This window comes from Ectobacillus sp. OTK, assembly GCF_059698935.1.
Genome location: NZ_AP048547.1, coordinates 4418719 through 4431397, shown reverse-complemented (window position 1 = coordinate 4431397; position 12679 = coordinate 4418719). Strand labels below are relative to the sequence as shown.

At 38.3% G+C, this 12679-nt stretch carries 13 protein-coding genes; all 13 read left to right on the top strand.

The window, feature by feature from the left end:
* Positions 1-15: 15 nt before the first annotated feature.
* The 13 genes from iolC (at position 16) to AC6HZ4_RS21930 (ending at position 12674) form a co-directional block, all read left to right on the top strand.
* Positions 16-1017: a 5-dehydro-2-deoxygluconokinase gene (iolC, locus tag AC6HZ4_RS21990; RefSeq protein ID WP_497491913.1), complete on the top strand. Its 1002-nt coding sequence runs from the start codon at positions 16-18 to the stop codon at positions 1015-1017.
* Positions 1017-2930 carry a 3D-(3,5/4)-trihydroxycyclohexane-1,2-dione acylhydrolase (decyclizing) gene (gene iolD, locus AC6HZ4_RS21985; protein WP_497491912.1) on the top strand — a complete coding sequence of 638 codons (1914 nt, stop codon included), beginning with the start codon at positions 1017-1019 and terminating at the stop codon, positions 2928-2930. The genes iolC and iolD overlap by 1 nt, the downstream gene beginning before the upstream one ends.
* A 24-nt stretch (positions 2931-2954) precedes the next feature.
* Positions 2955-3833, top strand: coding sequence for a sugar phosphate isomerase/epimerase family protein (locus AC6HZ4_RS21980; protein WP_497491911.1), 879 nt, complete (start codon positions 2955-2957; stop codon positions 3831-3833).
* A 48-nt stretch (positions 3834-3881) separates the two neighbouring features.
* Positions 3882-4766 carry a class II fructose-1,6-bisphosphate aldolase gene (fba, locus tag AC6HZ4_RS21975; RefSeq protein WP_497491910.1) on the top strand — a complete coding sequence of 295 codons (885 nt, stop codon included), beginning with the start codon at positions 3882-3884 and terminating at the stop codon, positions 4764-4766.
* Between the two features lie 227 nt (positions 4767-4993).
* Entirely contained in the window at positions 4994-5320 is a 327-nt protein-coding gene (locus AC6HZ4_RS21970; RefSeq protein WP_497491909.1) for a hypothetical protein, read from the top strand.
* 197 nt (positions 5321-5517) lie between these two features.
* Positions 5518-5778 carry an HPr family phosphocarrier protein gene (locus AC6HZ4_RS21965; protein WP_497491908.1) on the top strand — a complete coding sequence of 87 codons (261 nt, stop codon included), beginning with the start codon at positions 5518-5520 and terminating at the stop codon, positions 5776-5778.
* A gap of 68 nt (positions 5779-5846) precedes the next feature.
* Positions 5847-6815: a class II fructose-bisphosphatase gene (gene glpX / locus AC6HZ4_RS21960; RefSeq protein ID WP_497490642.1), complete on the top strand. Its 969-nt coding sequence runs from the start codon at positions 5847-5849 to the stop codon at positions 6813-6815.
* A 69-nt stretch (positions 6816-6884) separates the two neighbouring features.
* On the top strand, positions 6885-7397 hold the full coding sequence (locus AC6HZ4_RS21955) for a hypothetical protein (RefSeq protein ID WP_497491907.1): 513 nt from the start codon (positions 6885-6887) through the stop codon (positions 7395-7397).
* A gap of 159 nt (positions 7398-7556) precedes the next feature.
* Entirely contained in the window at positions 7557-8489 is a 933-nt protein-coding gene (locus tag AC6HZ4_RS21950; protein WP_497491906.1) for an aldo/keto reductase, read from the top strand.
* Between the two features lie 770 nt (positions 8490-9259).
* Complete coding sequence (locus AC6HZ4_RS21945; protein ID WP_497491905.1) at positions 9260-9454, top strand: hypothetical protein; 195 nt, start codon at positions 9260-9262, stop codon at positions 9452-9454.
* A gap of 149 nt (positions 9455-9603) precedes the next feature.
* Positions 9604-9798 (top strand): hypothetical protein, encoded by a 195-nt coding sequence (locus tag AC6HZ4_RS21940; RefSeq protein ID WP_497491904.1) that lies wholly within the window; start codon positions 9604-9606, stop codon positions 9796-9798.
* Between the two features lie 896 nt (positions 9799-10694).
* Positions 10695-11711, top strand: a complete 1017-nt coding sequence (locus AC6HZ4_RS21935) for a LacI family DNA-binding transcriptional regulator (protein WP_497491903.1) — start codon at positions 10695-10697, stop codon at positions 11709-11711.
* Between the two features lie 39 nt (positions 11712-11750).
* Positions 11751-12674, top strand: coding sequence for a sugar phosphate isomerase/epimerase family protein (locus AC6HZ4_RS21930; RefSeq protein WP_497491902.1), 924 nt, complete (start codon positions 11751-11753; stop codon positions 12672-12674).
* The last annotated feature ends 5 nt before the right edge of the window (positions 12675-12679 follow it).

Sequence of the window (12679 nt, the reverse complement as noted above, 5' to 3'; positions counted from 1 at the left end):
GAGTTGCTATCGGAGATGAAGTACGAATTCAATACAGAAAGAACATACGATATTATTGCGGTTGGACGTGCATGCATTGATTTGAATGCAGTAGAGTACAATCGTCCGATGGAAGAGACAATGACATTTTCAAAATATGTGGGAGGTTCGCCTGCGAATATCGCAATCGGCAGCTCTAAGCTAGGGTTAAAAGCTGGATTTATCGGTAAAATTTCAGATGACCAGCATGGACGCTTTATCGAGCAATATATGCGCGGGGTTGGAATTGATACATCTAATATGGTAGTAGATAAAGAAGGACACAAAACAGGGTTGGCATTTACAGAGATTAAGAGTCCGGAAGAGTGCAGTATTTTAATGTACCGCCAAGATGTAGCGGATCTGTATTTAGCACCTGAAGAGGTCAATGAAGAGTATATCAAACAATCTAAAGTCCTGCTTGTTTCCGGAACAGCTTTATCCAAAAGCCCGTCTCGCGAAGCAGTGTTAAAAGCAGTCAGCCTAGCGAAAAGAAATAATGTAAAAGTTGTGTTCGAATTGGATTACCGTCCGTACTCTTGGAATTCTCCTGAGGAAACAGCTGTGTATTGTTCACTCGTTGCAGAGCAGGCAGATGTCGTCATTGGTACTCGTGATGAGTATGATGTAATGGAAAGCAAAACAGGCGGAAAGAACGAAGATACAATTAGTTACCTGTTTAATCATTCCCCTGAATTGGTTGTTATTAAGCACGGTGTAGAAGGATCATATGCTTACACAAAATCAGGCGAAACATTCAGAGGCCGAGCATACCAGACGAAGGTATTAAAAACATTTGGTGCAGGTGATTCCTACGCTTCCGCTTTCTTATATGCTTTAATCAGCGGAAAAGATATTGAAACTGCTTTAAAATACGGCAGTGCATCGGCTTCTATTGTTGTAAGCAAGCATAGCTCTTCAGAGGCAATGCCAACAGCGGAAGAAATTGAGCAATTAATTGCTGAAGGATCTTACATTGAGGCAGGGGTGACGAACTAATGGGAACAATTCGGTTAACAACAGCCCAAGCATTAATTAAATTTCTGAATCAGCAATATGTCTCTATTGATGGACAAGAAACCCCTTTCGTTGAAGGGATCTTTAATATCTTCGGTCACGGTAATGTACTAGGGATTGGTCAGGCTCTTGAACAAGATTCCGGTCATTTAAAAGTGATTCAAGGAAAAAACGAACAAGGAATGGCGCACGCAGCGATTGCTTACAGCAAACAAATGCTGCGTAAAAAAATATATGCTGTTACAACTTCAAGCGGACCAGGATCAGCAAACTTGGTAACGGCAGCGGGCACAGCACTAGCTAATAATATTCCTATCTTGTTGCTGCCAGCTGATACGTATGCGACACGTCAGCCTGATCCAGTGTTGCAACAAATAGAGCAAGAACATAGCGTTGCGATTACAACAAATGATGCATTACAGCCAGTATCAAGATATTGGGATCGTATTACCCGCCCCGAGCAATTGATGTCGAGTTTGATTCGGGCATTTGAAGTCATGACAGACCCAGCAAAGGCAGGCCCTGCTACAATTTGTATTTCGCAAGATGTGGAAGGGGAAGCGTTCGATTATGATGAGAAGTTCTTTGAGAAACGTGTGCATTTCATCGATCGTCGCTTACCAAATGACCGTGAATTAAATGGTGCAGCCCAATTAATTAAAGCGAGCAAAAAACCGGTAGTGGTTGTTGGCGGCGGAGCTAAATATTCAGAAGCACGCGAAGCTTTAATCGAATTTTCACAAAGATATAACATCCCGCTAGTAGAAACACAAGCTGGTAAATCAACTGTTGAGTCCTCATTCAGCAACAATTTAGGCGGCTTGGGAATCACGGGAACATTAGCGGCGAATAAAGCAGCACGTCAAGCTGATTTAATTATTGGTATTGGTACAAGGTTTACTGATTTCGCCACTTCTTCTAAAACTATTTTTGATTTTGAAACAACAAAGTTCTTAAATATTAACGTGAGCCGTATGCAAGCCTATAAATTAGATGCATTTCCAGTTGTAGCAGATGCGAAATCAACTTTGGAAGCATTAATTCCAATGCTGGAAGGATACGAAAGCGAGTTTGGTGGTGCGATTGCGGAATTAAAAGAAGAATGGCTAGCTGAGCGTGATCGTTTAAGTAAAGTTGTATTTAATAGAGAAAACTTTGATCCTGAAATTAAAAATCACTTCTCACAAGAAGTATTAAACGAATATGCGGATGTGTTAAATACAGAATTACCGCAAACAACGGCATTGATTGCTATTAATGACACTATCGATCCTGACAGCATCATTATTTGTGCAGCTGGTTCACTTCCAGGAGACTTGCAGCGTTTATGGCATTCAGAGATGCCAAACACATACCATCTCGAATATGGTTACTCATGTATGGGATATGAAGTGTCAGGTACATTAGGTCTGAAGTTGGCTGATCCGGCAAAAGAAGTATACACGATCGTTGGCGATGGCAGCTTCCTCATGCTGCACTCTGAATTTGTTACAGCCATTCAGTACAATAAAAAGATTAATGTGCTTCTGTTTGATAACTCTGGATATGGTTGCATTAACAATCTACAAATGGATTTTGGAAACGGCAGCTACTATTGTGAATTCAGAACAGAGGATAATCAAATTTTAAATATTGATTATGCAAAATTAGCTGAAGCATATGGAGCGAAAGCATATCGTGCGAATACTGTAGAAGAACTAAAAGCGGCCTTAGAAGATGCAAAAAAACAGGATAAATCTACTTTGATCGAAATGAAAGTACTTCCAAAGACAATGACAGACGGCTATGAAGGCAGCTGGTGGAACCTTGGAGTACCTGAAGTGTCTAACCAGGAAGGCGTTCAAAAGGCGTATGAATTAAAGCAAGAAAAATTGAAAAAGGCCAAGCAATATTAATAGGCGAGAAAGGGGAAGTTTAACATGCGTTTAGCATATGATCCGTCACATTATCGTGATAATACAAATTTAAAAGATACTATCGATGCAGTTGCCAGATTAGGGTATGAATATGTAGAGTTATCACCGCGTAAAGATTTCATTTGGTTTTATGAATATCCAAAGGTTGATAAGCAGCTGATAAAGGATTTAAAAAGATATTGTCTAGATGCCGGTGTTAAAATCTCTTCTGTACTTCCTGTGCAACAATGGTCTTCACCCATTGAAGAAGAACGTCAAGCTGCAGTGAGAAATTGGAAACGTTGTATTGAAATCACTTCTGAATTAGGAGTGGATTTAATGAACAGTGAGTTTGCCGGCGACAAAAGCCGTCCGGTTGAAAGTGAAGCTGCTTTTGTTAAATCAATGGAAGAACTCATGCCAATTTTTGAAAGAGAAGGTATTAAACTTAATTTACAATCCCATCCTAACGATTTCATTGAGTTGAATACAGAAGCCATTCGAATGATTCGTGCACTGGATAAAGATTGGATTAAGCTGGTATATTCTGTTGCACATGCTTTCTTTTATGATGATGGTATTGGCGATGTAGAGAAACACTTAGAAGAAGCAGGAGATTTACTTGCCCATGTTCTCATTGCCGATACGCTTAATCATAAAGCAGCATTTGGATTACGATATATTGTGAATCCTCCTAATGCAAACGTAACCATTCACCAGCATTTGAACCCTGGTGAAGGGGAAGTAAACTTTGAAGCATTATACCGGAAATTAAGAGAAATGAAATTTGATGGAATTGTAACAAATTCAGTATTCGCTTACCCTGATAAACCAGAATGGTCCAACGAAGTAACGCTGAAATCCATTAAAGAGGGATTAAATCTTTTTAATATAAGAGTATAACTTTAAGTATAGTTTTGCCGATATCTTTACGAAAGGGGGACGATGCTGGTGACTTTAGTATCTATGAAAGACCTGTTGCATAAGGCTAAGGAAGGCAATTACGCTGTAGGTCAATACAATATAAATAACCTAGAATTCGCACAAGCTTTTTTGCAAGCTGCTGAAGAGGAACAAGCGCCTATCATACTGGCGGCGTCTGATAGACTTGTTGATTATTTGGGAGGATTTAAGACGATTGCTGCAATGGTCAAAAGTCTTGTAGAAGAAATGTCCATTACTGTTCCGGTTGTACTGCATTTGGATCATGGGATGAGTGTGGAACGCTGCAAAAAGGCGATTGATGCTGGGTTTACATCGGTTATGATTGATGGTTCCCATCATTCAATTGATGAGAATATTGCTATGACGAAACAAGTTGTGGACTATGCACGTCCAAGAGGAGTATCTGTGGAAGCGGAAGTTGGAACAGTCGGCGGTATGGAAGATGGGCTAGTGGGCGGAATCAAGTATGCCGATCCTGATGAATGTTTACGAATTGTCAAAGAAGCAGGGATTGACGCGTTGGCAGCTGCTCTAGGTTCGGTTCATGGACCATATCAGGGTGAACCTCAGCTAGGCTTTGATGAGATGAAACAAATTTCTGAATTGACGAATGTACCGCTTGTCCTTCATGGAGGTTCAGGAATCCCTGATTATCAAATCCAGAAGGCAATTGAACTCGGGCATGCCAAAATTAATGTCAATACAGAGAACATACAAGCGTGGGCGCAAGCTATCCGTGAAGTTTTGGCTGCTGACGAGAGGGTGTATGAACCTCGTGCTATTATCACACCAGCTAAAGAGGCAGTCGTAGCTGCAGTTAAAAGTAAAATGAGAGAGTTTAAAACAAGCTATAAAGCAAGAGAAGAGGATTCTGGTGTGAAAATGGTTTGATAAAAAATAGGAACCTATATAACCTGTTAATTTATGAGCTATAATGCCATTTCGAATAGCTTATATAGAGTTCCGCTTCATTTTGGACAGACTTTACCTGTTGGTGAAGTTGTCCTTTTTTTTATCATAGTACCAGTATGGCCAAGATTAGAGGCTCATTGCAAGAGTCATTGATGTTTCCTGCTAGTTATGAAGAATATCAGTAAGCTTAAGAAGGAGGGATTGTAATGAGAATTAGAGGAGAAATTTTCAAACAAAGACCGTATCCAAGGCTTTGGTATAACAATAGTGATTGTATTTCCTTTCTTGAGGTCGAACATGGGGTTCAGATAGGAGAAGATCGAATTAAGGTCATTCCCATTCTAAGTGAAGAAGCAGACGTTCCTTTGATTGTTGGGGAGACAGTCGAGATTGAGGGTGAAATTAAATGGAAGCGAATTATTACTTCTTCAGGTAAACTTAGTTTTTTCCCTACTCCAGTTTTCATGATACAAGACATAAAAAAATTAGTCTCTGTATCAAAACCAGTTGATAGGATTCTGGAATCTGTATAATTTTTTATATAATTTTCTATTTTTAACTCTTGAATAGCTGCGAGAGGCACTGGATTTTTACACTTTGCAGGGACTTTTGAAGTAAGTGCAGGTTTTATAAGGAAATAAATTGGTTATAAGCTGGGTTTGAACATTCAATTATTTAATATCGACTATATAGATACCATATAATCCAGGAAAGAGAGGGTGGATGTTTCATGATGGAAAGAAGAGTTGTCATTCAGCTCCCGCATGGTCTTCAGGCTCGATATGCTAATCAATTTGTACAAAAATCATCTTCCTTTGACAGTGAGATAAACATTATTAAAAATGGGAGAATGGCAGCTGGGAAAGGTATTATAGGAGTGATGGCCTTAGCCATTAGAAAAGGGGAAGAAATTACCCTGCTTGCAAATGGAAGTGATGAACAAGATGCTATTGCAGCCCTAGAAAGTTTTCTTTCTGGTAGGGAGTGCTGAAAATATTACGCCTCTATTAAGTGAATGAGGAGCTTTTCATAATAAGCAGAGAACGGGGATGTTTAATGATGGAAAGAAGTTTATCAATGGAACTTGTCCGTGTCACAGAAGCAGCTGCATTAGCTGCGGCAAGATGGATGGGAAGAGGAAAGAAAGCAGAAGCGGATGAGGCAGCCACACAAAGCATGCGGGATGTATTTGATACGATTCCGATGAAGGGTACGGTTGTGATTGGGGAAGGTGAGATGGATGAGGCTCCTATGTTGTACATCGGAGAAAAGCTAGGGACAGGCTATGGTCCCCGGGTAGATGTAGCTGTCGATCCATTGGAAGGAACCAATATCGTAGCTGCAGGTACATGGAATGCCCTTACCGTTATAGCAGTAGCTGATCATGGCAATCTTTTGCATGCACCTGATATGTATATGGAAAAGATTGCAGTTGGGCCGGAGGCGGTAGGAATGATTGATATCAATGCACCTGTCATTGAAAATCTGCGGGCTGTTGCGAAGGCAAAAAATAAAGAGGTGGAGGATTTAGTTGTTGCGATTTTAAATCGAGAACGCCATGAACAAATGATTCAAGAGATTCGAGAATCTGGCGCAAGAATTAAATTGGTTGAAGATGGAGATGTAGCTGCAGCCATTAATACAGCGTTTGAGGACACAGGCGTCGATATTATGCTTGGTTCAGGAGGAGCTCCTGAAGGGGTATTGGCCGCTGTTGCGTTAAAATGCTTGGGTGGCGAGTTCCAAGGAAAGCTTCTGCCGCAAAATGAAGAAGAGTTGGATCGCTGCAAAAAAATGGGGATCGAGGATGTGAATCAGGTATTAAGGATGGAAGATCTCGTGAGAGGCGACGATGCCATTTTTGCTGCGACCGGTGTAACAGACGGAGAGCTTTTAAAAGGGGTTCAATATAACGGAAACATAGGAACGACACATTCAGTCGTAATGCGTGCGAAATCCGGGACAGTTCGTTTTATTGATGGGAAACATAGTTTGAAAAAGAAGCCAGACTTAGTAATCAAGCCATAAGTAGTTTCATCACTTTAACTTTCAGAATAGATAAAACATAATTGTAATATGAAAGAGAGGAAAAGCAGTATGAATCTATTAGATGCAAAAGTCATTAATACTGTACAGGGGTTAGAAGTCTATTTAGATTTGTCAGAAAGTATTGAAATAAAAGAAATTCGTATTCAAACTATAGGCAGCCCATTTTATGAAGTTCAGTTTGGAATTGAGTATTTTCTTTTAAGGAAAGAAAACTATTATAGTAGCCAAAGAAATTATTTTCGCATTTGCATGAATCATGATTTTAGCTTGATTGCATTAAAAGAGACTGAGACGGAAAGTTTATTTGCAGTGAAAAGCGAAGATGAGAGAGCGGCAACAAAGAAGCTTTTAGGAGAATGGTTGATTCAAACCAATAGTTATAAAGAAGCTATAAGCGAATGTATACAAAAGGTGAAAAAGGAAGATGTTTGCACAGTAGAAGACATTCAAAACAAAACAGAAATGATAAAATTCTTAGGAAAATTACTTGAGTTAACAACGGAAGATATGGAACTAGCTTCTGTAGAAAAACCAGTTCCATTACAAGTAAGTTCGTATTGAAGGATGAATTGAGTACCAGAGAATCCTGTGGTTTTCAATCTACTGTTGAAGAACTCCAAAAACGATAAAAATTCCATAATATGATTTATTGGAATTTTTATCTAAAAATGTAGGATAATGAGTATGATATTTTGATAATGAGAGGGAGAGGAATATAGAATGGTGAAGCAAACACGACTTGGAAAAACAGATTTATATGTAAATCCGATTGGGCTTGGAACAAATGCGGTTGGCGGTCATAATCTTTATCCAAACCTGGACGAAGAAGCAGGAAAAGAGTTAGTTCGAACAGCATTAAATAACGGCATTAATTTTTTAGATACGGCTTTTATATATGGACCAGAACGCTCGGAGGAATTAATCGGTGAAGTATTAAAAGAAAGAGGAAATCGTTCAGAGGCGGTTATTGCTACAAAAGGCGCTCACAAATTTGTTGGAAAAGATGTTGTGTTTGACAACTCACCAGCTTTTTTAAAGAAAGAGGTTGAAGCGAGTTTAAAACGTCTTGGAACAGATTACATAGATTTATACTACATTCATTTTCCGGATGAGGATACACCGAAAGCTGAGGCAGTTGGCGCTTTAAAACAATTGAAGGACGAAGGTAAAATTAGAGCAATTGGCGTTTCCAATTTTACTATTGACCAATTAAAAGAAGCGAATCAAGACGGATATGTTGATGTATATCAAGGCGAATATAATTTACTGCAGCGAGATGCAGAGAAGGAATTGCTGCCATATACAACAGAGCAGAATATCTCGTTTATTCCTTATTTCCCGCTTGCATCCGGATTATTAGCCGGTAAATATAATGAAAATATGGTCTTTAATGACCTGCGTGCAGAATTACCGTATTTCCAAAAAGAAGTATTTGTACAAAATTTACAAAAGGTGGAGCAATTACGCAAAATTGCAGATGCTAAAGGTACAGAAATAGCTCATGTAGTTCTTGCTTGGTATTTAACACGCGATTCCATTGATGCTTTAATTCCAGGGGCAAAGAGAGCGGATCAAGTGTTAAACAATTTAAAAACGTTAGATGTTCAGTTAACAAATGAAGAGATTCAACAAATTGATCGTATTTTTCGATAATAAACAAGAGAGATTTTTATCCTAATAAGACAAGAGATAAGTAGACCGCAAAGCGCTTCTTTAAGAAAGTTTTGCGGTCTATTTGTGTTTCTAATCCTGTGTCATGCCAGCCGATAGATAAATAAAAGTGTTTACTTAGTAAAATGTCTTTGGAATACAAAAAATATGTCCTTATAATACAAATAAAACTATTATATGTTGTCCTATAATTATAACTATAAACGATAATTTTTCGAGTGGTTTTCAACCGTGATGACAACGGTTGTATTATAGAGTTTTTAGCGAATGTCAACTTGGAGGAGGAGTTGATAGTGAAGGTTACGAACCAAGTTTTCACTTAGGATAATATCTTTAAAGTGTAAGGGTGTATCTTCATAATATAAATACATTTAATATGTATTGGCTTATAATTACAAATAACTAATTTCTGGGTTGTCTTTTTAACACGGTCTAACGCAAAATAGAAAGCGGTTTCATTACTGGGTTCTTTACTAAATTTCATTTGTGGAAAAGGAGCCAATAATGAAGTTTGGAAATGCAGAAAAGGAATAGGGAACTAATTAATGGATTGTACTTTTGGGTAGCAATAAATAAAGGAGACTTCCATCAGTTCTAATGTGGAGGAAAAACTATTATGAATATTAACTATCCTATGAGGAATTTTTATTTAGAATAAACATTGGATTTTCACATTGTAAAAATATTCTATAATAAGAGACCTAACGAAACAGGGGAATAGTTTCTTTATTTTAGGACGAGGAGGAATTTTTGTGAATTTGAATGATTTTATATTGGGGAAAGTCTCTTTGAACCAATATGTTCATCGTTTAGTGCAAAATGGAGCATCTTTTCATGTTCATTATTGGGGTGTCATGCCAAAGCATTATGACAATCTACCGCATAAACACTCTCTTTTTGAAGTGTGTTTTGTAATTAAGATAGTAGGACTGGTTGGAGCTGGCTAGGGAAAGTCCATACAAATGCATTTGTAAGCGTTTGTATGGACTTTTGATTTGAATCAGATGAAAAGGAGAAAGTCGTATTGTCTGCTAAGTATATATTGAGGAGACGATAGCCTAACAGGGATTTCGAGATTTTGACATAGATGGTAAAGTTGTCGCTAGAAGATGGGACGTTACCTGGTACAGTAGCACAAAATCCTTATGATATGGGGTATATAAGGATTGAAACTGCATTAAAAGTCATAAAGGGAGAAGATGTTAAAAGAAATATTGATACAGGCGTAGATATTATTAGCAAAGATAATGCGAAGCTGAAATTAGATTTTCTGAGAAAATTGATGGAATAAAGTGTTATTATTAGAAGATGTTTACAAACTAAATCAATATATTTCAGACATGGGATATAGTAAATAAAAAAGAAGACAAACGCATATTATAGGCGGTGTCTTCTTTTTGTTTGAAATAGGGATTTGTCAACAGTCCTATAAGTATCCTCCTTTTATCATAGATGTTACTTGAGTGAACAGATTATCAAAATTCTTTCGGTTTCTATATTAATTTTGCGTTATTTTTCCGCTTTATATTTTTATTTAGGCAACCTAGCATTGATTTGTTGATGAGTAACATTAAATGAAAGAAGAGGCTAAGTATAGATTCTATAAGGCTGCCTATGCTTAGCTTTTTCATTTTACAAAAAGTATGATTATAGATTTAGAAAGTATAAATTTCCAACTGGAAGCAAGCTCGATCCATCTGGAAATTTTAGAAAAAAAGGGCACCTACGCCTCTGTCTTCGTCAATCAGCGAGTTTTCTTTATAAAAAGGCCTTAACTTAGAGGCACTACACAACATGGTATAAACTTATTTTTCGTAGCCAATACGTAATAGAAAAACTAGAAAAAATCGATTTTTTCTTTTTTGTCCTTAAATCATAAAGAAAGGTCGTCATTTTATAAACAAATAGAAAGCGGTTTCTGATACAATGAACTCAAGTCGAAAGCGCTTTCTAATAGAATGTATTTAAATCAAAGTAATGTCTTTATATTAAGAAAGAAAGGGTGCCGTCTGCTGAGCATAATCGGGAAGACGATAGCCTAAGGGGACCGGGATATGAATGATTGCTGGACGGGTATATGTGCTACATTCCAAGAAAGCACCTAAAACGACCGATGAAAAGAAAGGATGGACTGGTTATACATGATACGCTTATTTGGTTCGGTTGGAGGAAGGAGGCACCTAATAAATGAAACTCACAATCTATGATGTTGCAGAAAAAGCGGGGGTTTCAATATCTACTGTGTCAAAGGTTATGAATAATCAGCCGATTGGAAAAAAAACAAAACAAAAGGTTTTAAAAGTAGCACAGGAGCTGAACTATAAGCCAAGTGTCCTTGCATCGGCATTAACGGGTAAGCGAACATCTACAATAGGATTTTTATTACCGGATATATCTAATTCCGTAATTGCAGAAATGGCACGCGCAGTAGAGGATCGTGCAATTGAATACGGATTTAACCTCGTTATTTGCAGTACTGATTTTAAATCCGAGAAAGAAGAGCGCTACGTGTCCTTATTAAGGCAGAAAAGTGTGGATGGATTTATCTTGGCTGGCGGTTTTAGGAACAGAGAGGTAATTTCTGAGTTATTAAGCGAAGCTGTTCCAGTCGTCCTTCTTTCTGAGTATCATCCAGGTTTCTCCATTAACACCGTAACAGTTGATAATTTCATGGGGGGATATGAGATAGCTGCCCATTTGATTTCTCTTGGCCATACAAGAATCGCAGTGATTGCAGAAGACAATTCGAGCAGTCAGGAGCGTATTCGCGGATACAGGCAGGCATTACAAGATCATAATCTTGAGGCTTATGAGGACTTGATTGCTATCAGTGATTCGAGTGTAGAACATGCGCAGCGTTTAGCAGGAGATCTGTTAGATTCTTTACACCCGCCTACTGCAATCATTGCTTGTAATGACATATTAGCAATAGGCACTCTTCTGGGTGCGCGAGAAAAAAATGTAAAGATTCCTGAAAATCTCTCTATTACGGGATTCGACAATACTTTGTTATCTAAGAGCAGCGATCCTCCTTTAACAACAGTCGAAATACCGCTTCGAAGCATGTGTTCGCTAGCTGTAGATTTACTTCTAGAAGAGATAGAGAAAAGAAGCGAAAGAAAGAAGGTAGTTTTAAAGTTACCTAAGTTAATCATTCGAGAATCAACTGGAGTATGTCCGGTGAATGATAGGAATGAAGAATAAAGTTTAAAAACAATATATATAGTTATAGAGGTGTTTAGAGTGGGGATTAAAATTGCAGGAGCACCTTGTTGCTGGGGTGTAGATGATCCGAAAAATCCATATCTTCCGTCATGGGAGCGGGTGTTACAGGAAGCATCACAAGCTGGGTACAAAGGGATTGAGCTAGGACCTTACGGTTATATTCCGATGGATATTGAACGGGTGCAAGCAGAGCTTTCCAAAAACGATCTGACAATCATTGCTGGAACGATTTTTGATGATTTAGTATCAGAATCTAATTTAGAAAGCTTATTGCATCAGGTGGACGATATTTGTTCTTTGATTACTAAACTTCCGCCCTCACCGCAGGAAAAAGGACAACATTTTCCGACTCCTTATCTAGTGCTCATTGACTGGGGACATGAGGAAAGAGATTATGCAGCCGGTCACCCTGATCGGGCAAAACGTTTATCCGAGCAGGATTGGAACAATATGATGGCACACATTCGTGCACTTGCGGAGCGGGCATGGACAAAATATGGCGTACGATCTGTTATTCATCCTCATGCAGGCGGCTACATCGAATTTGAAGATGAAATTAAGAAGCTTTTAGAAGATATTCCATATGAAACTGCAGGGCTTTGTCTCGATACAGGGCATCTCTATTATTCAAAAATGGAACCGATAGAGTGGCTTCGGGACTATGCAGATCGGCTCGATTATATCCACTTTAAGGATATTGATCTAGAAATCTATGAGCAAGTGATGGGAGAGCATATCCGTTTCTTCGATGCTTGTGCTAAGGGCGTAATGTGTCCGATTGGACAGGGGATCATTGACTATCATTCGATTCACAAGCTATTAAAAGAAATTGACTATCATGGCTATATTACGATTGAACAAGAACGTGATCCTAGAAATTCTGATACTAGCTTGCGAGATGTTAGTCAGAGTATAGCTTTTTTAAAGAGTGTTGGCTATTAATCAAA